The organism is Xylanimonas sp. McL0601 (genome assembly GCF_049852175.1).
GTDB lineage: Bacteria > Actinomycetota > Actinomycetes > Actinomycetales > Cellulomonadaceae > Xylanimonas.
On record NZ_CP187527.1, the window covers coordinates 91,749 to 112,805 of the forward strand.

Annotated in this window: 20 protein-coding genes and 1 pseudogene; 7 read left to right on the forward strand and 14 right to left on the reverse strand. The window is 72.1% G+C overall.

What is annotated here, in order from left to right; translation table 11 throughout:
* Window positions 1–43 precede the first annotated feature (43 nt).
* Window positions 44–601, reverse strand: coding sequence for a DoxX family protein (locus tag ACO4JP_RS00415; RefSeq protein ID WP_425955436.1), 558 nt, complete (start codon window positions 599–601; stop codon window positions 44–46).
* Between the two features lie 178 nt (window positions 602–779).
* On the opposite strand from ACO4JP_RS00415, the gene ACO4JP_RS00420 reads away from it, so the two are divergent.
* The gene (locus ACO4JP_RS00420; protein WP_425955437.1) at window positions 780–1,622 is read left to right on the forward strand and encodes a CHAD domain-containing protein; all 843 of its coding nucleotides are present in this window, start codon (window positions 780–782) and stop codon (window positions 1,620–1,622) included.
* Window positions 1,623–1,640: 18 nt separating this feature from the next.
* On the opposite strand, the gene ACO4JP_RS00425 is transcribed toward ACO4JP_RS00420, so the two are convergent.
* A complete protein-coding gene (locus ACO4JP_RS00425) occupies window positions 1,641–3,893 on the reverse strand; it encodes a S9 family peptidase (protein ID WP_425955438.1) in 2,253 nt (750 codons plus the stop codon).
* A 219-nt stretch (window positions 3,894–4,112) separates the two neighbouring features.
* On the opposite strand from ACO4JP_RS00425, the gene ACO4JP_RS00430 reads away from it, so the two are divergent.
* Genes ACO4JP_RS00430 through ACO4JP_RS00445 form a run of 4 tightly spaced genes read left to right on the forward strand, consistent with a single transcriptional unit; the run spans window position 4,113 to window position 8,277 of the window.
* Window positions 4,113–5,567: a branched-chain amino acid ABC transporter permease gene (locus ACO4JP_RS00430; RefSeq protein ID WP_425955439.1), complete on the forward strand. Its 1,455-nt coding sequence runs from the start codon at window positions 4,113–4,115 to the stop codon at window positions 5,565–5,567.
* A gap of 13 nt (window positions 5,568–5,580) precedes the next feature.
* Entirely contained in the window at window positions 5,581–6,567 is a 987-nt protein-coding gene (locus ACO4JP_RS00435; RefSeq protein WP_425955440.1) for a branched-chain amino acid ABC transporter permease, read from the forward strand.
* Window positions 6,557–7,471 carry an ABC transporter ATP-binding protein gene (locus ACO4JP_RS00440; protein ID WP_425955441.1) on the forward strand — a complete coding sequence of 305 codons (915 nt, stop codon included), beginning with the start codon at window positions 6,557–6,559 and terminating at the stop codon, window positions 7,469–7,471. Before ACO4JP_RS00435 ends, ACO4JP_RS00440 begins: the two co-directional genes overlap by 11 nt.
* Window positions 7,468–8,277: an ABC transporter ATP-binding protein gene (locus ACO4JP_RS00445; protein ID WP_425955442.1), complete on the forward strand. Its 810-nt coding sequence runs from the start codon at window positions 7,468–7,470 to the stop codon at window positions 8,275–8,277. The genes ACO4JP_RS00440 and ACO4JP_RS00445 overlap by 4 nt, the downstream gene beginning before the upstream one ends.
* Window positions 8,278–8,351: 74 nt before the next feature.
* On the opposite strand, the gene ACO4JP_RS00450 is transcribed toward ACO4JP_RS00445, so the two are convergent.
* Complete coding sequence (locus tag ACO4JP_RS00450) at window positions 8,352–9,644, reverse strand: ABC transporter substrate-binding protein (protein ID WP_425955443.1); 1,293 nt, start codon at window positions 9,642–9,644, stop codon at window positions 8,352–8,354.
* Window positions 9,645–10,010: 366 nt separating this feature from the next.
* Here ACO4JP_RS00450 and ACO4JP_RS00455 point away from each other — a divergent pair, with 366 nt between their 5' ends.
* A complete protein-coding gene (locus tag ACO4JP_RS00455) occupies window positions 10,011–10,214 on the forward strand; it encodes a cold-shock protein (RefSeq protein ID WP_425955444.1) in 204 nt (67 codons plus the stop codon).
* 179 nt (window positions 10,215–10,393) lie between these two features.
* Window positions 10,394–11,413: an excalibur calcium-binding domain-containing protein gene (locus ACO4JP_RS00460; protein ID WP_425955445.1), complete on the forward strand. Its 1,020-nt coding sequence runs from the start codon at window positions 10,394–10,396 to the stop codon at window positions 11,411–11,413.
* A 58-nt stretch (window positions 11,414–11,471) separates the two neighbouring features.
* Here the strand turns inward: ACO4JP_RS00460 and ACO4JP_RS00465 are convergent, their stop codons facing one another.
* From ACO4JP_RS00465 to ACO4JP_RS00515, 11 genes and pseudogenes are all read right to left on the reverse strand, one after another.
* Window positions 11,472–12,275: a hypothetical protein gene (locus tag ACO4JP_RS00465; protein ID WP_425955446.1), complete on the reverse strand. Its 804-nt coding sequence runs from the start codon at window positions 12,273–12,275 to the stop codon at window positions 11,472–11,474.
* Window positions 12,272–12,895 (reverse strand): SigE family RNA polymerase sigma factor, encoded by a 624-nt coding sequence (locus ACO4JP_RS00470; protein WP_425955447.1) that lies wholly within the window; start codon window positions 12,893–12,895, stop codon window positions 12,272–12,274. Before ACO4JP_RS00470 ends, ACO4JP_RS00465 begins: the two co-directional genes overlap by 4 nt.
* 185 nt (window positions 12,896–13,080) lie before the next feature.
* Window positions 13,081–13,848 (reverse strand): amino acid ABC transporter ATP-binding protein, encoded by a 768-nt coding sequence (locus ACO4JP_RS00475; protein ID WP_425957022.1) that lies wholly within the window; start codon window positions 13,846–13,848, stop codon window positions 13,081–13,083.
* A 29-nt stretch (window positions 13,849–13,877) separates the two neighbouring features.
* A complete protein-coding gene (locus tag ACO4JP_RS00480; RefSeq protein ID WP_425955448.1) occupies window positions 13,878–14,828 on the reverse strand; it encodes an amino acid ABC transporter permease in 951 nt (316 codons plus the stop codon).
* Between the two features lie 112 nt (window positions 14,829–14,940).
* Window positions 14,941–15,831, reverse strand: coding sequence for an ABC transporter substrate-binding protein (locus ACO4JP_RS00485; RefSeq protein ID WP_425955449.1), 891 nt, complete (start codon window positions 15,829–15,831; stop codon window positions 14,941–14,943).
* Between the two features lie 86 nt (window positions 15,832–15,917).
* On the reverse strand, window positions 15,918–16,835 hold the full coding sequence (locus ACO4JP_RS00490; RefSeq protein ID WP_425955450.1) for an ABC transporter substrate-binding protein: 918 nt from the start codon (window positions 16,833–16,835) through the stop codon (window positions 15,918–15,920).
* Window positions 16,836–16,924: 89 nt separating this feature from the next.
* Complete coding sequence (locus tag ACO4JP_RS00495; RefSeq protein WP_425955451.1) at window positions 16,925–17,635, reverse strand: DUF2993 domain-containing protein; 711 nt, start codon at window positions 17,633–17,635, stop codon at window positions 16,925–16,927.
* Window positions 17,636–17,648: 13 nt separating this feature from the next.
* A complete protein-coding gene (locus ACO4JP_RS00500) occupies window positions 17,649–18,014 on the reverse strand; it encodes an STAS domain-containing protein (RefSeq protein ID WP_425955452.1) in 366 nt (121 codons plus the stop codon).
* Between the two features lie 170 nt (window positions 18,015–18,184).
* Window positions 18,185–18,688, reverse strand: coding sequence for an aminoacyl-tRNA deacylase (locus ACO4JP_RS00505; protein WP_425957023.1), 504 nt, complete (start codon window positions 18,686–18,688; stop codon window positions 18,185–18,187).
* Window positions 18,689–18,739: 51 nt separating this feature from the next.
* A pseudogene (locus ACO4JP_RS00510) lies at window positions 18,740–18,985 on the reverse strand (DUF2087 domain-containing protein); the annotation flags it as partial.
* A gap of 73 nt (window positions 18,986–19,058) precedes the next feature.
* Window positions 19,059–20,939 carry a M15 family metallopeptidase gene (locus ACO4JP_RS00515; protein WP_425955453.1) on the reverse strand — a complete coding sequence of 627 codons (1,881 nt, stop codon included), beginning with the start codon at window positions 20,937–20,939 and terminating at the stop codon, window positions 19,059–19,061.
* Between the last annotated feature and the right edge of the window lie 118 nt (window positions 20,940–21,057).

The following is a 21,057-nucleotide window of genomic DNA, read 5'->3' on the forward strand; positions in this document are numbered from 1 at the left end:
TGGGGCTGCGGCGGGTCCTTCGTCCAGAGCGTGCGTCGTGGCGTCACTCCTGACGCAGCCGGGCACCGAGGGCGTACGCCGCGACCACCGCGGCGCCCGTGACCAGCACGATGTCCTTGAGCACGTACTGGCCCATGAGCGTCATGCCGTGGCCGAACAGCTCGCCGGCGAACAGGACCATCGGCGAGAGGATCCCGACGAACGCGCATGCGAGCGCCACCAGCCCGGACTTGAGCAGACGGCCCGTGATCAGGGTGATCCCGATGAAGACCTCGAGCACGGCCGTGAGGAGGATGGCCGTCGTGCCGTGCACGAAGCCCAACGTGAGGGTGTCGATCGTGCGCTCGGCGATGTCCGCGGCGGGGCTGGCGCCGGGGATGAACTTCAGCGCGCCGAAGCCGAGGAAGACCAGGCCGAGGGCGACCCGCAGCGCCGGCACGGACCAGCGGACGAGGAAGCCGGCGAGACGGCCGGTGGCGACGTCGAGCGCGAAGGCGAGCCGCTCCCTGAACGGCGCGGCCGGGGTCAGCGAGCGCGGGGTGTGCGGACGCGGCGAGGCGGAGGTCGTCGGCGTCGTCGTCCGGGTGGTGGTGGCAGACATGGGAGCTTCCTTTCGGGATGTCGGGAGTTGTCGCGGCGTTGGTGTCGGCCGCATGTCGGATCGGGAGCCCTCCGCCCTGCCCGCGTGACACCCGGTCGTCTCTTTCACCCGCCCCTGCGTCGCCTCGCGGCGACCCGCCGCGATGGTGCGCGCCCCGGCCCCGTGGTACGACGACGGCATGGGCACCACCGCGGGCACCCTCCTGACCGAGCATCTGCGCGCCCAGGTCGCGGCGCTCGCCGCGGCCGAGGACGACCTGGCCTGGGATGGCTCCAAGGGGGTGCACGACGCCCGCGTCGCGACCCGGCGACTGCGGGCCGCGCTCACCGAGCTCCCGCGCCTCCTGGCCGACGACGACGTCGACGACCTGCGGCAACGCCTGAAGGACTGGAGCGGCCTGCTGGGCGAGTCGCGCGACCTGGAGGTGCAGCTCGCACGCCTCGAGGAGCTCGGCGACCACGTCGCGCGCCTGCGCGCGCTCGACACGCTCGGCCCACGCCTCGAGCAGGCGCGCGCGGCCGCCGTCGAGCACCTCGGCACGCCGGAGCACACCGGGCTGCGGACGGACCTCGACCTGTTCGCGACCCACCCGCCTTTCACCCGCAAGGCGGAGCACGCGTGGGACGACGAGCTGCCGCGGGGCGCACGGAAGGCGGCACGACGGATGGCACGCCGCGCCGACCGCGCCGTCGGCAAGGAGGGGCCGGAGCTCGACGCCGCGCTGCACAGGGTGCGCAAGGCGGCCCGCCGCGCGCGCTACGCCGCCGAGATCGTCGCGCGCGGGTCGGGCGGGGTCGCGAGCGAGGCGGCCGACTCCGCGGAGCGGTTCGCGCGCGTGCAGGAGGTGCTCGGCCGGCAGCACGACGCCGCCGTGCTGCGCGAGGTGCTGACGTCGCTGCGGGCCGCGGCGGTGGAGGCGGGCGAGGACCCCGCCCCGTACGACGTGCTCGCGGCCGCCGAGTTCGCCCGGGCGACGTCGTCCCTGACCACGCTCGTGCTGGTCCCCACCCCGAAGGGCTGAGCTGCTCGACCGCCGAGGTCAGGCCGCGCCGAGTACGTCCAGGAGCCAGGCGTTCTCCTCCGCGATCTGCCCCCAACGCGCGTACCTGCCCGAGACGCCGCCGTGGCCCGCCGACATCTCGATGCGCAGCAGCGCCGGGGCGCCCGCCGCGCGCAGGCGGGCCACCCACTTGGCCGGCTCCACGAACAGCACGCGTGTGTCGTGGAGCGAGGTGGTCGCGAGGATCCGCGGGTGGCCCGAGGCGTCGGCGGGGACGTTCTCGTACGGCGAGTACCCCTTCATGTACGCGTAGACGTCGGGGTCGTGCAGCGGGTCGCCCCACTCCTCCCACTCGGTCACGGTCAGCGGCAGGCTCGGGTCGAGGATCGACGTCAGCGGGTCGACGAACGGCACCGCGGCGTGGATGCCCGCGAACAGCTCCGGTGCGAGGTTCGCCACCGCGCCCATGAGCAGCCCGCCCGCGCTGCCACCCTCGGCGGCGAGCCGGTCGGGAGTGGTCCAGCCCGTGTCGACGAGGTGCCGCGCGGCGGCCACGAAGTCAGTGAAGGTGTTGGTCTTCGCGAGCAGCTTGCCGTCGTCGTACCAGCGCCGACCCAGCTCGCCACCGCCCCGCACATGCGCGACGGCTAGTACGACTCCCCGGCTCAGAAGCGAGAGCCGCGGGACGGAGAACCAGGGGTCGAGCGAGTACTCGTAGGCCCCGTACCCGTAGAGGAGGAGCGGCGCCGGCTCGGACGGTTCGTGGGTTCCGGCTCGGTTCGACGGATCGGTCCCGCGAACCGGCCGCGAACCGTCGAACCGACGGGCGGGGACGGCGTCGCGGCGCCACACCAGCGAGACGGGGACCCGCGTGCCATCCTCCGCGAGCGCCCACTCGCGGCGCTGCACGTAGTCGGCCGGGTCGTACCCGCCAAGAACGGGCTCGCGCTTGCGCAGGATCAGATCGCCGGCCTCGAGCACGACGTCGTACACCGTCTTGGGGGTGATGAACGACTCGACGACGACGCGCACGACGGGCTGGTCAACCATCGGCGAGGCCTCCAGCTGCACGCCCTCGAGCTCCTCACCGGTGGTGACGTCGCGCCACAACGCGGCGTCGGGCGCGGTCGTGCTCTCGGCGAGCTCGACGACCAGCTCGCGCGGCGCGACGGCCACGCGCGGAGTCGCACCGCGACGGAAGCTCAGCACCAGATGATCGGCGAAAGCGTCCACCCCCTCCAGCCGCACGTCGGGATCGTGCGGCACGAGGACGGTGGCCCGCTCGAGGGCGAACGCCCCGGCCGCGCGCAGGTCCCGTGGCCAGTGCAGCGCGGCGAGCTCGAAGTTCTCCGCACCGTCGTTGTGCAGCACCAGCAGTCGCGACCCGGCGTCCTCGACCGAGTACTCGACGCCCTCGCGCCGCGGCCACACCACGACCGGCCGCGTCGTCGGCTCCTCCACCGGGATCAGCAGCACCTCGGTGGTGAGCTTGGAGGCAAGCTCCACCTGCACGAACCGCTGCGAGCGCGCCAGACCGACGCCCACCCAGAAGCGCTCGTCGGGCTCCTCGAGCACCAGCACGTCGTCGGCCGCGGCGGTCCCGAGCGCGTGCCGCCACACCCGGTAGGGCCGCCACGCGTCGTCGACCGTGGTGTAGAACACGTGAACCCCGTCGGGCGTGAAGACGGCGCCCGGCGACGTCTCCTCGATGACGTCGGGCAGGTCCTCGCCCGTGGTCAGGTCGCGGACGCGCAGCGTGAACCGTTCGTCGCCCTGCGTGTCGACCTGGTAGGCGAGCAGCCGCCCGTCGGGGGTGACGTCGGTGCCGCCGAGCGAGAAGAAGTCGAACCCCTCGCTGAGGGCGTTCTCGTCGAGGACCACCTGCTCGCCGTCGGGCACGACGCCCGGCTCCAGCGCGGGCGGTGTCCAGTCGTCGGCGTCGGCGGCCGGTACGCGCGCGTGCACGGCGTACTGCTGCCCCTCGACCGTTCGCGAGTAGTACCAGTACCCGCCCTGCCGCACCGGGACCGACAGGTCCGTCTCGAGCGTGCGCTCCTTGATCTCCGCGAACAGCTGGTCGCGCAGGGGCTGCAGGTGCGCGAGCTGCGCCCTCGTCCACGCGTCCTCCGCCTCGAGGTGCGCGACGACGGCGGGATCGTCCTTGTCGCGCAGCCACTCGTAGTCGTCGATGACGACGTCGTCGTGGTGGATGCGCACGACCGGGCGGCGGGCGGCGGCGGGCGCCTCGGCCGGTGCGGCGGCGGGTGCGGCTGCGGTCTGGGGCTCGGGCACGCGGCCAGGCTACGCGCCAAGCCGGCAGCGGTGACCCGAGACCGGACTGTGACCCGCGAGTGTGACGTACCTGTGCAACCGCCGTCACATCGCGCCACTACACTCGCGCCACGCTCGGCATTCCTGCATGGCCCGTTCAGTTCTGCTGCACAGACCGCCGGGAGCGGCGGGCGGAGCGGGACAGACCCCCGCGCACCACGATCCGACGACGGAGGGCCGATGACAACGGACCGACCGAACCGCCGCACCCTGTGGCGCCGACTGCTGACGGCCCTCGCCGTCGCGGCGGTGCCCGCGGTGCTGGCGGCCAGCCCGGCAGCGGCAGCGACGCCGCCCGCCACCGACTGCACGCCCGACGGCGTCGCGTGCGTCGCAGTGCTGGTGCTCGACGCCGACAACGCCAAGATCCCCGACGTGCACGCGACCATCAGCGGCGACGGCTTCAGCGTCGACGTCGTCACCACCGCTGACGCGCCCGTCTCGGTCGAGGTCCCCGGGGCCGGCACCTACACGGTGGCCATCGACCCGGCGACCCTGCCCGCCGACAAGCAGCTGCCGCAGGGCACACCGTCGTCGGCCACGGTCAGCGGCCAGGTCGGCTCGACCACGCGCGCCGCGTTCCGCGTCGGCGCCGGCGTCGAGGCGCCGGGCGGGACCGCCTCGCCGTCGGGCACCGCGACCGACGACGGCGCCGCGACCGGCGGCGGGAAGAAGACCGGCACCGACACGGGGACCGCAGGCGGCGACACCGTCGCTCAGACCCCCGAGGGCGACGCCTCGCAGCGCGACCTGACCATCGGCCAGGTGTGGCAGCAGGTCGGCTCCGGCCTGCGGTTCGGGCTGCTCCTCGCGCTCGCGTCGATCGGCCTCAACCTGGTGTTCGGCACCACGGGCCTGTCGAACTTCGCGCACGGCGAGCAGGTCACGCTCGGTGCCGTGTTCGGCTACCTCGCCATCAACACGTGGGGGCTGCCCATCTGGCTCGCCGTCCCCGTGACGCTGGTGATCTGCGGCGCGACCGGCTGGGCGCAGGACGCCGGCATCTGGAAGCCGCTGCGCCGCCGCGGCACGCCCGTCATGCAGGCGATGATCGTGACGATCGGCCTGTCCATCGCCCTGCAGTTCCTCATCCAGATGATCATCGGCGGCCGGTCGCTGCGCGTCGTCTCGGGCAACCCCGTCCCGCTGCGGATCGCCGGGATCACGCTCAGCCAGGCGTCGTGGATCTCGATGGCGATCGCCGCGGTCTGCATCGTCGGCATCGCCCTCTGGCTCACCCGCACGCGCATCGGCCGTGCGACGCGGGCCGTGTCCGACAACCCGGCGCTCGCCGCGGCCACCGGCATCGACCCCGACACGATCATCCGGGTCGTGTGGGTCATGTCGACCGCGTTCGCCGGGCTGTCCGGCATCCTCGTCGGCATCTCGTTCGGCTCGTTCAACTGGTCGCTCGGCATGCAGCTGCTGCTGCTCATGTTCGCCGCGGTGACCCTCGGCGGGCTCGGCACGGCCTTCGGCGCCCTCGTCGGGTCGATCCTCATCGGCCTCGTCGTCGAGCTGTCGAACCTCGTGATCCCGAGCGACCTGCGCTACGCGTCGGCGCTCGTGATCCTCATCCTCGTGCTGCTGGTGCGACCGCAGGGCATCCTCGGCCGCCGCGAGCGGATCGGCTGAAAGGAGAACGGACATGGATGAGTTCCTCCGCATCCTCACGCAGTCGCTGGCCGAGCTCGTGGCACCGACGACGGCGGCCTACGCGCTCGCCGCGATCGGCCTCAACCTGCACTTCGGCTACACCGGCCTGCTCAACATGGGCCAGGCGGGCTTCATGCTGCTGGGCGCCTACGGGTTCGGCATCGCCACCATCGCCGGAGCGCCGTTCGTGCTGGCGCTGCTCATCGCCGTCGCGGCCGGCACGGTGTTCGCCCTGATCCTGGGCATCCCCACGCTCAAGCTGCGCGGCGACTACCTCGCCATCGTGACGATCTCGGCCGCCGAGATCGTGCGCTGGCTCGGCCGCTCGACGGTGTTCCAGGAGTGGACGGGCGGCGCCTCGGGCCTGCTCGGCAAGTCCTACAAGGCGTCGTTCCAGGCGCTGTCGTTCCTGCCCGACGGGCGCACCGCCGTCGGACCGTTCGAGTACATCAACAACGGCTCGGACTCCTGGTGGACACGCCTGTTCGCCTGGGCCGTGGTGCTGCTCGCCGTGCTGTTCGTGTGGCTGCTGACACGCAGCCCGTGGGGGCGCGTGCTCAAGGGCATCCGCGAGGACGAGGACGCCGTGCGCGCGCTCGGCAAGAACGTCTTCGCCATGAAGATGCAGGCGCTCGTGCTCGGCGGCGTGCTGGGCGCGCTGGGCGGCGTCCTGTACGTGCTTCCGTCCGCGATCACGCCCGACGCGATGGGCCGCACCATGACGTTCTTCGTCTGGACCGTCCTGCTGCTCGGTGGTGCCGCCACCCTGTTCGGGCCGGTGCTCGGCTCGATGCTGTTCTTCTTCGTCTACATGCTGCTGCGCACGGGCATGCGCGCCGGGCTCGGCGACGCGCTCGGTGGCACGCACGTGGAGCAGATCGGCGGGATGCTCGTGGGCGTCACGCTCATGCTCCTGGTGATCTTCCGCCCGCAGGGCATCCTCGGGAACAAGAAGGAGCTGGCGTTCCATGGCCACTGAACACTCTGCGTCCCCCGCCTCCACGGGCGCCGAGGCCGACGTCGAGAGCGTGGTCGGCGCGGCCAAGCCCGACCCGATCCTCGTCGTCGACGGCGTGCAGCGGCGCTTCGGCGGCATGACGGCGGTCGACGTCGACCACCTCGAGGTGCAGCGTGGTGCCATCACCGCGCTCATCGGCCCCAACGGGGCCGGCAAGACGACGCTGTTCAACCTGCTCACCGGGTTCGACCAGCCCAACCAGGGCAAGTGGTCGTTCGACGGGCGGTCCATCGCGGGCAAGTCCGGCGCGGCCGTGGCCCGGGCCGGCATGGTGCGCACGTTCCAGCTCACCAAGGCGCTGTCGCGGCTCACGGTGCTGCAGAACATGCTGCTCGCGACGCCGCAGCACCCCGGCGAGAAGTTCTGGCTCTCGTGGCTGCCGTTCACGTGGCGCTCCCACGAGAAGGCGGCCGAGGCGAAGGCGCTCGAGATCCTCGGGCGCTTCCAGCTCGACACCAAGAAGGACGACTTCGCGGGGTCGCTCTCGGGCGGCCAGCGCAAGCTGCTCGAGATGGCGCGGGCGCTCATGACGGACCCGACCATGATCATGCTCGACGAGCCCATGGCCGGGGTGAACCCGGCGCTGGTGCAGTCGCTGCTGGGCCACGTTCGCGCACTGCGCGACGAGGGCATGACGGTGCTGTTCGTCGAGCACGACATGCACGCGGTGCGGCACATCTCGGACTGGGTCGTCGTCATGGCCGAGGGACGCGTGGTGGCCGAGGGTCCGCCGTCGACGGTGATGAAGGACCCGGCCGTCGTCGACGCCTACCTGGGCGCGCACCACGACACGGACCTGGGCGACGACGCGCTGCTGGACCCGGCGATCCTGGCCCGGCTGGAGCTCGAGGAGGAGAAGCGATGACGGACGCGACCCCGACCACCCCGGTGGTCGAGCCTGTCGAGACCACGAGCGCCGCGTCGCCGGGCGGCAGGCGCGACGTCCTGCTGCACGCCGACACGCTCGTCGCCGGCTACCTGCCGGGCGTGAACATCCTCAACGGGTGCTCGATCGAGGTCGCCAAGGGTGAGCTCGTCGGCATCATCGGGCCGAACGGCGCGGGCAAGTCCACGCTGCTCAAGGCACTGTTCGGCCTCGTCCCGGTGCGCACGGGCCGCGTGACCCTCGGTGACGAGGACATCACGGGGCTGCACGCCAACCAGCTCGTGGCCCGTGGCGTCGGGTTCGTGCCGCAGACCAACAACGTGTTCCCCTCGCTGTCGGTCGAGGAGAACATGCGCATGGGCGTGTTCCTGCGGCCCAGGCAGTTCGCGGAGCGCTGGTCGTTCATCGCCGACCTGTTCCCCATGCTGTACGAGCGCCGGACGCAACGGGCCGGGGCGATGTCGGGTGGCGAGCGGCAGATGGTCGCGATGGCCCGCGCGCTGATGATGAACCCGTCCGTGCTGCTGCTCGACGAGCCCTCGGCCGGTCTGTCGCCCGTGCGGCAGGACGAGACGTTCCTGCGCACCCGCATGATCAACAAGGCCGGCGTCTCGGTGCTGATGGTCGAGCAGAACGCCCGTCGCTGCCTGCAGATCTGCGACCGCGCGTACGTGCTGGACCAGGGCAAGGACGCCTACACGGGCACCGGCAAGGAGCTCCAGGCCGATCCGAAGGTGGTCAGCCTCTACCTGGGGACGCTGGCGGAAGAGGTCGACCCGGCCTGACCGCTCCGCTCCCCAGACGCACAGCGGCCCGGCACCCTCGCCGTTGAGGGTGCCGGGCCGTCGTGGCTCTCGGCTCAGCTCGAGGGCTTGCCCTCGACCGACTTCACGTACGTGTACGTGTTGTCGCCGCCGTACTGGTAGATCCCGATGAAGGCCGACGACGGGTCGTTGGCCTCGTTGAGCGGCCCGACACCGGACTTGCCCTTGTAGGTGATCTCCTTGCCGTCCTTCAGCGCCTTGACGCCGTCCGCGAAGGTCGTGACCTCGTCACCGCCCTCGGAGCCCGAGACGGCGCGGATGTTCTCCGAGATCGTCTTGCCGTCGGTCGCCCCGCCGCGCACCGCGGCGAGCGCGGCGAGCATCGCGGCGTCGTACGACTCGGCCGCGTACGAGAAGTCCTTGAGCTCACCGTTGTGGTTCTTGGTCGACCAGTCCTTCAGGCGCGTCTGGAAGTCGCCCGCGGCCTGAGCGCCCGGCAGCGTGCCCTGGACGCCCTTGAGCGTGCCGGCGTCGAACTTGTCGCCGTAGTTCGACAGGTTGCCGTCCGTGAAGTACGTCGTGCCGTCGAACTTCCAGCCCTGGGCGACCAGCTCGGTGACGATCGCGACGGTCTCCTCGAACGCGACGATCACGATCGAGTCCGGCTTCTGCGCGAGAAGGTCGGTGACCTGGGCACCGAAGTTGGTCTCGCCGGGGGCGAACTCCTGGCCCTTGCCCGTGCCGCCGTACACCGTCTGGAGGCCGCCGGCCTCGGTCGTCTTCTGGATGTTGTCGCGCAGGCCGGTGCCGTAGGCCTCGTTCTGGACGAGGAAGCCGACCTTCTCGTGGTTGTCGTTGACGATCAGCGAGCCGAGCGCGGCGCCCTGGACCGTGTCCGGCGGGGCCGTGCGCGCGAAGTAGTTTCCATAGCCCGACAGCTTGGTGGCCGTGTTGGCCGGGGAGATCTCCATCACGCTCGCCTCGGCGAACTGGTCGACGACGGCGAGCGAGACGCCAGACGACGCCGCGCCGATGACGGCGGAGACTTTCTTGCCGATGAGGTCGGTCGCGGTGCCCTTCGCCACCGACAGGTCGGTGGTGTCGCCCGAGTCGCCGGCCTCGATGGTGACCTTGTTGCCGAGCACGCCGCCCGCGGCGTTGATGTCGTCGACAGCGAGGCCGACACCCGCGACCTCGGGCGGGCCGAGGAAGGCGAGGGTGCCCGTGATCGGCAGGATCGTGCCGATTTTCAGCGGCTCGGCGCTGGCGCCGCCGTCGGAGGACCCGGCGCCCTGGCTCCCCTCGCTGGAGCTCGCGCACGCTGCGAGGCTGATTCCGAGAACCGCGGCGAGGGCGAACCCCTTCGCGGCAGAGTGTCGTCGAATCATCTGGTTCCTCCGATGGTTCACATACGACGAACGCCGCATGTAGTGGGCGTGAAGATAGCGACTTTGTGTGACCCAGACGTGTCGTGTAGGTCACACCCGCGGCATCGTGACGAGACCGTGACCATCAACCCGCCCGTTCTTCCGAGCACCATCCGCCGGAGGGGTAGCGTTGTGGGGAAGCGTCGCGTAGCGTTCTGCTTCGTTGCAGTGCCTCGGTTGTCCCGGACGGTTACCCGTCCTGCGCCGGGGGTCGCGCAGAAGATGTGCGTGACCCGAAGCGATTCTTGTTCTACCAAGAGTTGACGACGAACACCGTGATGAGCGACCTCGGACGTCGAGGTCGTCACTCTTGAAGGAGAGCAAGACATGGCTACCGGAACCGTGAAGTGGTTCAACGCGGAGAAGGGCTACGGGTTCATCGCCCCCGAGGACGGCTCGCAGGACGTCTTCGCGCACTACTCGGCCATCGTGTCCAACGGCTACCGCACCCTCGAGGAGGGCCAGCGCGTCGAGTTCGACACCGCGCAGGGCCCCAAGGGTCTGCAGGCGGAGAACATCCGCCCGCTCTGATCCCCGAGGTAAGCGCGGCTGAAACGCCGCGCCCCTAGACTCAGAGATCGCACGACGACGGCCGGTCGCCCCTCGGGGCGGCCGGCCGTTGCCGCGTCGTGGACGCCTGACCTGCGCGTCTAGACCTTTTACACCGGTTTCCGCCATAGTGGGCGCCGCCACGAGTCGAAGGAGCACGGATGGCTGCGCGCTTCAACCCCCCACCTGGCTGGCAGGTCCCTGCCGGGTTCCGCCCCGAGCCCGGCTGGTCGCCCGACCCTGCCTGGCCCCCGGCGCCCGGCGGCTGGGACTACTGGATCGAGGACGCGCCGACGGCGGCGACTCCCGCCGCGCCGGTCGCCCGACCCGCTGCGGACCGGACCACGCTCCTTGCGCCGGTGCCCGCGCCCGCTGTTCCGGTCACCGTCCCCGCCGCGGATCGGACCACGCTGCTCGCGCCCGTGCCCGCGCCCGCCGTCGGTCACGACGTCCTGCACGAGGCCCTGCCGCTCGCGACGCTGACGGCTCCCGGCGCGACGCCGCCGCCCCCACCCGAGCCAGCCCCTGCCGCGCCGCCGCGGACGCGCTCCGTCGCGCGCCAGGGCGCCGCGATCCCGCTGCCTGACGGCCCGCTCGGCCACCTGCGCTCCCCGGGGGCGGACGCGCCGACGCCGGGTGCACCATCGTCGGGCGCACCGTCGTCGGGCGCACCGTCGTCGGGCACCGGCACGGGCGGCACCCGCCGCAGCGGCCGCAGCAACGGGCAGATGATGATCGCCGGCGTCGCGATCGCCTGCTTCGCGTTCGGTGTCATCGTCGGCGTCGTCTCCTCCGTGCTGCGCACCTCCGACGCGGGGCAGGCCGTGGCCGACGCGCAGCGGGCCCAGGCGCAGGTGATCGAGGACCGCGACGACCTCAACTCGCAGCGGACGGCGCTCGAGGACGACAAGGCCGCGCTCGCGCAGCGCGAAGCCGACGTCACGCAGCGCGAGACGGCGGTCTCCCAGAAGGAGGCCGAGCTGACCACCCAGCAGCAGCAGCTCGACCAGCAGACGCAGCAGTCGCAGCAGGCCCAGCAGCCTCAGGACGGCGGCAAGCAGAACGGCTTCCAGACCTGCGACCAGCTGCGCCAGAGCGGGATCGCGACGCCGATCCGCCGGGGCGACCCGGGCTACTCCCGCTTCCTCGACCTGGACGACAACGGCCTGGCGTGCGAGTGACCCCCGTCAAGCACGGCTGAGGCCTAGCTGTTGCCACCGCCTGCCCCGTGCACCTCCATCAGGGCTGGCGGGCCGCAGTCGCGCCCTCGTCGGAGGGGCAGTATCCGCTGAGGGCGTTGCGGGCGGCGGCGGTCTCGAACCCGGTCATCGGGATGCCGCACCGGAGCAGGCCGCTCTCCGAGACCGTCGTGTACGTGAGCTGAAACGGCTCGCGCTCGCTGCCGCAACCCGCCTCGCCGTCGGTGCTGACGCTGGTTCCTGCGCGGTAGAGAAGGTACGTGGCGCCCGGCAGGGGGTCGGTCACCTCCTCGCCCTCAGTGGCCGAGCCGCCGGGTCGCGGCAACGGCGGCGTCGGCACGAGCGCCGGGTCGTTGGCGCGCTCCGCCCGCGCCAGGATCTCGGCCCGGTACCACGCGGGTGCGGACGGGGCGTGCACCGCCTCGTCACCCAGCCCGGAGTCCAGCATCACGTCCTCCCAGACGACGCCCTGCGGCGCTGAGTCGTCGACTCCTTGCGGGTCGGGGATCGTCGTGCGGGCGAGCGCCACCAGGACGGGTGTCTCGGTCTCCACCTGCCCGCTGAAGACCACCGCGAGCGGCCGGCCGTCCGGGCACGTCGCCGCCGCGCGTGCCGCGGCGTCGTCGACCGCCGGCGGCGCCAGCAGCCGCGGCCCCACCTCGGCCGCCCCCGCCCCGGCGATCCCGAGCGCCACCACCACCGCGGCCCCTGTCACGGCCCGCGCCCGCCGCGCCTTGGTACGCGCGCCACGCAACACCGCCTCGAGGTCGAGGCCCGACGGCGGGACCTCCGCGGTCGCGGCGCGCAGGCGGGCCACGAGGTTCCGGTCGTCGTGGGCGTTCATCGGGTCCCTCCGTTCACGTGCGGGGCGGTGTGCGGGGCCATCGGGCGCGGGTCGAGCTCGAGGATCGCCCGCAGGTGGGCAAGCCCTCGCGAGGCGTTGGACTTCACGGTTCCCACGGGCACGCCGAGCTCCGCGGCCACTTCGGCCTCGGTGAGGTCGAGCAGGTGCCGCAGCACGACGACGCGTCGTTGCTTGAGCGGAAGCAGGAGCAGCGCGCGCACGACGGCGTCGCGGTCGTCGACGGCGGCCGTCGCCGTTCGGGGGATGCCACCCGACGCCCGCGCGCCGCCGTCGGGCAGCTGCGGCAGGTCGTCCGGACCGGCGAGCACCTCCCGCCGCGTGCGTCGCCAGCCGTCGATCCGCAGGTTGGCGAGCACCTTGCGTGCGTACGCGAGCGGGTCGCCGACGCGGGCTCGCGACCAGGCGCGGTAGGTGCGCTCGAGGGCCTGCTGGGTCAGCTCGTCGGCGCGGTGCGCGTCCCCGCACAGGAGAAAGGCCATGCGGTGCAGCGGGCCGTGGGCGTCGCGCATGAACGCCGTGAACTCGGCGTTGCGGTCCGCGTGCGTGAGGACGACGTCGACACCGTCGTCGTCGTCGTCGAGGGCCACCTCAGCGGCCATGGTCGTCATACCCGGAACACGCACCGCCCTGGCCCGAGGTTCCACCGTCTTCACGGGAAGTTGTCAGAAGGAGTCAAACCCTGCCTTTCGCCGTCGTACTTGCTGGCGTTCTGACGATCGGAACGCCACCAGGTACGACGTCGAAAGGGCGGCTTGCTCGCTTCCAGCAGGTCGCGGGAGCGGGCTCAGAGGACGTGGGCCAGGAAGTCCCGTGTGCGCTGCTCGCGGGGGCTGTCGATGACCTCCGACGCCGGGCCCTCCTCAACGACCAGACCCTGGTCCATGAAGACGACCTTGTCGGCCACCTCGCGGGCGAACCCGATCTCGTGCGTCACGACGATCATCGTCATGCCCGACGCCGCCAGGTCCTTCATGACAGCGAGCACCTCGCCCACGAGCTCGGGGTCGAGGGCCGACGTCGGCTCGTCGAACAGCATGAGCTCAGGGTCCATCGCCAGGGCGCGCGCGATCGCCACGCGCTGCTGCTGGCCACCGGAGAGCTGCGCGGGGTAGTAGTCGGCGCGGTCCGCCAGGCCCACCCGCTCGAGCAGCTCGGAGGCCCGCTTCCGGGCGTCCGCCTTGGACATCCCGCGCACCTGCATGGGCGCCTCCATGACGTTCTCGAGCGCCGTCATGTGCGGGAACAGGTGGAACCGCTGGAACACCATGCCGATCCGGCGGCGCTGGCGCGCGATCACCTTGGGGTGCAGGCGGTGCAGCACGCCCTTGCCGTCCTCGCGGTAGCCCATCCGCTCGCCGTCGACGACGACGGAGCCCGCCGTGATGTCCTCGAGCTCGTTGACGCAGCGGAGCAGGGTGGACTTGCCGGAACCGGACGGGCCCAGGATCACCGAGACGGAGCCGCGTGCGACGTCGAGGTCGACGCCCCGCAGCACGTGCACGGCGGCGTGGCCGTGGCCGAACTCCTTGTGGACGCCACGGACCTCGACCATGGTCTCGACACGCTCAACCACGGGGTTGCTCAAGGGGTCACCTCCAGGAAGGGGTCGTCCTTGGTCGTACCCGCGGCCTGGATGGCCTCCTGCCGGCTCGGCCGGCCTGGGCCGCCCCCGCGCCGTCGGCGCGACTCCGTGCCGAACCCGCGCCCGTAGTACCGCTCGAGGTAGCTCTGGCCCACCATGAGGATCGAGGTGATCACGAGGTACCAGATCGACGCGATGACCAGCAGCGGGACCGGCTGATAGAGCCGGTTGCCGATGGCGTTGGTCGCGTAGAAGAGCTCGAGCGTGAACGGGATCGCGATGACCAGCGACGTCGTCTTCAGCATGGAGATGGTCTCGTTGCCGGTGGGCGGCACGATGACGCGCATGGCCTGCGGGAGCACGACGCGGCGCAGGATCGTCGAGTCCTTCATGCCCAGCGCCTTGGCGGCCTCGGCCTGGCCGGGGTCGACCGAGGTGAGGCCTGCGCGCACGATCTCCGCGAGGTACGCGGCCTCGTTGAAGGCCAGGCCCAGCAGCGCCGCCCAGAACGCGGTGACGACGTCCTTGGTGGAGAACGAGAACAGCTCGGGCCCGAACGGCACGCCCACGCTCAGCCTCGGGTAGAGCACGGAGAGCATGCCCCAGAACACGAGCTGCACGTAGACCGGGGTGCCGCGGAAGAACCAGATGTAGAACCAGCTCACGCCGCGCATCACCGGGTTGTCGCTGCGCCGCATGACGGCCAGCAGCACCGCCATGACGATGGCGAGCGCCATCGACCCGATGGTGAGGATCAGCGTCCAGCCGATGCCGCGGATGACGACGATGTCCCGCAGGTAGAGCCAGACCGTGTCCCACCGGAAGTTCTCGTTGGTGATCAGGCCGTGGATCGCCATCGCCGCGAGCACGGTCACCACGACGGCACCCACCACCCGCCCGGGGCGCGGGACGGCCCGCGCGTGGATGCGATTCGGGATCGGGTCGCTCATGCGCCGTTCCTCCGTTGAGAGCTGGGTGACGGGAGTGGGTTCGACAGGCTCGACCACCGGCTGCCCGATGGTTGAGCCTGTCGTAACCACGTCTCCGTCAAAGAATGCCGGATCAGCCGACCTGCGGGTTGATCTCCGACGTCGTCAGCGCGCCCTGCTCGTTGCCCCAGGTACCGAGGATCTGCTTGAGCGTGCCGTCGTCCATGAGCTTCTGCAGCGCGGCCTGCACGGCCTTGGCCATCGCGTCGTCACCCTTGGGCACGACGACGGCCTCCGGCGCGGCGTCGCGGATGTCGCCGAGGGTCTCGAGCTTGCCGTCGGTCTGCCCCACGGCGTAGGCCGTCACGGGCGAGTCGGCGAACATGGCCTGGACCTTGCCGCCCACCAGGTTGGTGGTGACGTCGGCCTGCTTGGCGTAGGGCAGCAGGGTGAGGGCCTTGCCGGCGGGGCAGGTGGCCTTGGTGGCCTCGAGCTCGTCCTGCTGGGTGGTGCCGGTCTGGACGCCGACCGTCAGGCCGCACAGGTTGTCGGGGTCGACAGCGTCCGGGTTGCCCTTGGCCACCGCGAAGAGCGAGCCGGCGCTGAGGTAGCTGACCATGCCGACAGCCTTGAGGCGCTCGGGGGTGACCGTGAACGACGAGACGCCGACCTCGTAGCGCGTGCCGACGCCCGGGATGATCGCGTCGAAGGTGCTCGACTGGATGTCGGCCTCGAGGCCCATGAGGTTCGCGATCGCCTTCGCGATGTCGACGTCGAAGCCGACCGGCGTCTTGCCGTCGGTGCCGACGAACTCGGCGGGGGCGTACGAGAGGTCGGAGCCGACGGTCAGCTTGCCGTCCGCGGCGACCGCGGCCGGGACCAGCGCCGCGATGGCGTCGTCCTTGGCGATGGTCGAGTCGCTGCTCGCGGCCGAAGAGCCGCTGCTCGACGCGGAGGTGCAGGCACCGAGGGCGAGGGTCGAGGCCGCGACCACCGCGACGGAGAGGGCGGAACGGGTGCGCATGGTGGGCTCCGGTCTTGATGGGTTCGCTACAAGTCGCATGAGTATGCAACTTGTGATGTTTTTCGCCAAGTGTGTCTCGGCGGGATTCAGCCGACCTGCGGGTTCAGCTCCGCCGTCGTGAGCGCGCCCTGCTCGTTGCCCCACGCGGCCGCGATCTGCTGCAGCGTGCCGTCGTCCATGAGCTTCTGGAGGGCGGCCTGCACGGCCCGGGCGAGGGCGGTGTCGTCCTTCGCGACGACGACGCCGTAGGGCGCGGCGTCGCGGATGTCGCCGAGCGTCTCGATGGCACCGCCCGTCTGCTCGACGGCGTAGGCGACGACGGGCGAGTCTGCGTACATGGCCTGGAGCTTGCCGCCGACCAGGTTGGTGGTGACGTCGGCCTGCTTGCCGTAGGGCAGCACCTCGAGGGGCTTGTCCGTGCAGTCGGCCTTCTTGGCCTCCAGCTCGTCCTGCTGCACGGTGCCGGTCTGCACGCCGATCGTCAGGCCGCAGAGGTTGGCGGGGTCGATGCCGTCGGGGTTGCCCTTGAGCACCGCGAACTGCGAGCCGGCGTTGAAGTAGCTGACCATGTTCACGGTCTGCAGGCGCTCGGGGGTGATGGTGAACGCGGAGATGCCGACCTCGTACCGCGTGCCGATGCCCGGGATGATCGCGTCGAACTGGCTCGACTGGATGTCGGCCTCGAGACCCATGAGCCGCGCGACGGCGCCCGCGATGTCGACGTCGAGGCCGACCGGGGTCTTGAGGTCCGCGCCGACGAACTCGAGCGGTGCGTAGGAGAGCTCCGCGGCGACCGTGAGCTTGCCGTCCTCCGCGATGGCGGCCGGGACCATCGCCGCGATCGAGCCGTCCTTCGCGATGCCGGAGACGTCGAAGCCCTGGGAGGCCGCCGCGCTACCGCCCGTGCCGCTGCCGCCGGCCTCCTGGGAGGCGGTCGTGCAGGCGCCGAGGGCGAGCGTGGCCACGGCGAGGAAGGCGACGGGGAGGGCGGAACGCGTGCGCATGGTGATGCTCCGGGTTGAATGAGTTCTCTACGGTGTGCATAAGTATGCACCTCGGAACCGCTCACTCACCGCCTGTCGCTTGGCGATCGCTACTGCGTGAGCTGCTCCAGGTCGACGTCCCGGCCCTCGGCGCCCAGCCGGAGCCCTCCCGGCTCGACGCCGACCTCGCGCAAGGACAGGCCCTCGGGCAGGTGAACCTGGATCTTCACGGCACCCAGCCGCTCGCCCAGCCCTCCGGGCAGGGCCGACGCGTCGACGCGCGCGCCACCGATCGTCAGTGCCCTGACCTGCACTCCGACGGTGGAGGCGTCCACGACGTCGGGCACCACGACCCCGCCGACCTCGAGCCCGAGCACCTGGGTGGTGACCGCCAGGCCTCCGGGCTCGTCGGGTGCGGGTGCCAGGTGCACGTCTCTTCCGAGCTGCTCGGCGACCAGCCCTTCGACCGTGGTGAACGTCACGAGCCCGTCGATGCGCGCTTCCTCGATGTTCCACGGGGAACGCGGCTCGACACCGGTCGCGTCGAGGTGCACGTCGGACACCTCGTAGCCGCCGAACGTGCCGGCGTCGAGCGTGCCCGTCACGTGCCGGAGCCGTCCGGCGGCGAGCTGGGTGAGGAACGGGAAGCCGTGGATGTCGACCTGAGGCTCGCTGACGGCATGGCCCCGGAGGGAGATCGCGCGCTCGACCCCGCGGGCCGTCACCCACGCGGCGACACGGTCGACACCGACCCCGACGCCGACGACGAGCAGCGCCGCAACGATGGCCGCGACGACGGACCGCGGTCGGTCCCCCCTCACACGGCCACACCCATCAGGCCGGGCCGCCCGCCCCGCGCACCACCGGGATCCGGCCGCCGATACCCACCATGTCGAGCACCTCGGTCACGGCGTCGGACGGATCGCGCAGGCTGACCTGCGTCCCGGTCTCCTGGCCGAGCACGTAGACCTGGAGGATGAACGCGACGCCCGAGGAGTCGATGAACGTGACGTCCTTGGCGGCGATCACGACGGGCACGCCCGGGCTGTGCGTGGCGAGCACGGCCATCGCCTCGCTCGCGGCCTCGCGCAGCGCGGCGTCGACCTCGCCCCACAGCGTGACGACGGTTCCCTCCGCGGTGGACCGGCAGGAGATTCCCGAGCCCGTACCCGTCCGCTGATCGGTCTCGTCGAGGTCCATGTGTCTGCTCGTTCCGCTCGTCTTTCGCGGCCGGGGCCGGTGGTGCCTGACTGGTGCGTGCGTCCGAGTGTTCCTTCTCGATCGCGAGACGTCCAGAGTCGGCCTGGCCGTGTCACGAACCGGGCCCGGTCCCGACCAGCCGGAGTGCCTCCCTGCCTGGACGCCCGCTGTCACTCCGCCGGATCTGTGACGTCCGCCACCTGGGCTCGCACAGCGGCGAGCAGGTCGTCGGCGTCCAGCGTCGCGGCGACGCCGTGGCCGCCGGCGCCGACTGAGACCCTGCCCGCGCCGACGACGCGGGCGTCCGCGATCACCGGCCACGCGTGCAGGGCCCCGAACGGGGTGATGGTGCCCCGCTCGTAGCCCGTCACCTCGCGGGCCACCGCCTTGTCCGGCAGCGACAGCCGGGACACGCCGAGCAGGTGCCGGAGGCGCGGCCACGCGATCTGGCGCGCCCCGGGCACGAGGACGAGCAGGAAGTCCCCGTCGCCGCGACGCACCACGATCGTCTTGAGCACCTGGTCGGGCGCCAGCCCGCGGGCGGCGGCGGCCTCCTCGAGCGAGCCGACCGGGCCGTGGCGGGTGATCGTGAACGCGACGCCCGAGGCCTCGAGCGCGAGGCGGGCGCGGGCCTCGGGCTCGGGCTCGCCCTGCTCCGGCTCGGGCTGGACCAGCTCGTCGGTCGCGGCGTCGTCGAACTCCGTCAGCTCCGTGCGCCAGTACTCCGCACCGTCGCGCGTGCGGTGCACGACGCCGAGGTCCACCATCGCGCGCCGCAACCCGACGGCGTCGGTCGCGAGAGCCTCGAGGCGCTCGGTGAGCTCGTGCTCGGTGACGGTCTCCAGCAGCACAGGGAGCGCGACCGCCGCCAGGTAGCGCGTGACCGCCCTCCTGTCCTCCCAGCGACGCGGTAGCAGCTCGAGGCGTCCGGACCGGAGAAACCGGCGAGGGTCGTCGCTCGCGGCAGTCATGCCGCCATCATGCCGTGCGGTCGATCGGCGCGGTGCCGTTCTGAGCGGACCAGCCGCTCGGCGCCGGGTCGGGCTACGCGGACGGGCTCGGGTCCCGGGAGGGCTCGGTGCTCGGCGAGGGCGATGTGGACGAGGACGGCGTCGGGGTCGGGGTCGGGGTCGACGTAGGCGTCGGGTCGGCGCACGACGGCGACGGCGACGGCGCGGGTGCCGGCGTAGGCGCGGGCGTGGGGTCGGCGCACGGTGACGGTGTGGGCGTGGGCGTCGGCGTGGGCGACGGGTCAGCGCTCGGCGACGGGCTCGGCGACGGCGTGGGCGTCGGGCTCGGCGACGGTGAGGGCGTCGGGCTCGGCGACGGTGAGGGGCTCGGGGACGGCTCGGTGCTCGGCGACGGCGACGGCGAGGGCGAGGGCGACGGGTCCGCGCTCGGGCTGGCCGACGGCGTCGGGGTCGGGCTCGGCGTCGGCGTGGCACTCGGCTTCGGGCTCGGCTTCGGGCTGGGTGTCGCGCTCGGCGTCGGGGTCGGGCGGGGCGTCGGGATCGTCGTGGGCGGCGGCGTCGAGCCCACGGCGCTCGACGTCGTCGGCGTCGGTGCCTGGCTCGCCTCGCGGTAGGCCGCGACGTCGGACGGTGCCAGCGCCCGGTTCGGCACCGGGCCGGCCGCGAAGAACTCGAAGTGCCACGGCTCGGGCTTGCGGCCGTCGAGCCGCGCCCACGACGGGTTGTCCCACCCGTAGTCGGGGGCGTTGAGCCGCAGCCACAGGTACTCGGGTGAGCGCCCGCTGCTGATCGGCGACCCGAGGTCGACGGCGATGCCCCAACCGTGCATGGAGTACCCGGGTGTCGCCGCAAGGCGCGGCTTGGTCACCTTGAGCGCGACCTGCGTCTCGATCGACCGGTACGAGTCCGTCATCGGGATCGGCTTGCCGAAGTGCGCCTCGAACGCGGTGTTCAGCGCGATGAGCTGGGCGGCCGCGTCGCAGCGGAGCCGCTGGTGGGGCGCGAACGGCAGCGGGCACAGCACCGCGGCGGGGATACGGCCGTTCGCGTAGCCGGCGGTCGAGTCCCCGAACTGCGCGACGACGTCGCGCAGCTCCTGCGTGAGCGGGGTGTCCGTGCCGAGCAGGACGCCGCCGCCCATGGCGACCGACACCAGGTAGGCGCGCTCGGGGTCGAGCAGCGCGGCGAGGCGCATGGCTGCGACGACGACGTCGTCGAACGTGACGGCCTGCTGCTCGTCGACCGCAGAGCTGTCGGCGGTGCTGCTGCTCACAACCGTGCTCGGGTCGGTGCTCACCGCGCTGCTCGGGTCTGTGCTCACCGCGGGACTCGGCTCGCTGCTCACGACCGGGCTCACGACCGGGCTCGGATCGGCGCTCACCGCGGCACTCGGGCCGACGTCGGTGCCTGCGCCCGGAGGGCTGGGGTCGGTGCCCCCGCCCGCCGCGTCGAGGCTCGTGTCCTTGATCGCTGGCGCATCGAGGCCGGCGTTCGTCTCCGCGTGGTCGATCGCCGGGGTCGCGGGACCGGCCTCGGCGCCGGTCGCGGCGGCGACCGGCCCGATCGACGTCGCCGACGCGTCGACGGCGGGGTGCTCCGCGAGGTAGCTGGTCAGCAGCATGCCGAGCTCGGCCGCGGCCTGCTTGGTCTCGGGCGTCATGATGCGCCCGCCGTCGGGCACGGCGCGCTCCGCGCGCTCGAGCAGCGCGAACACCTGCTCGAGCGTGACGGGTTCCGCCGACGCGGCGCCCCCGATCTGGCCGACCGAGATCCCGTCCTTGAGCAGCGGAGCGCTGCTGTCTCCGGCCCCCGCAGCGATCGCCGTGGCCTGGGACGCCGTCGTGTTCGGCAGGCTGCTGGCCGCGGCGCTCGTGAGCACCCCCGCCGCCAGCACGACCGCCGCGAGTCCCGCGGCCGCGCGGCGGAACGTGGTGCGGCCGCTCTCAGGCTGCATGCACATCTCGTCGGGGGGTGCGTCACTCACAGGTGGACCTTCCGAGCGGGGGAGCCTGCCGGTGCCCGCGCATCCTTGCACACCAATGTTGCGGCGAGGTGACGCGCACCACAACCCC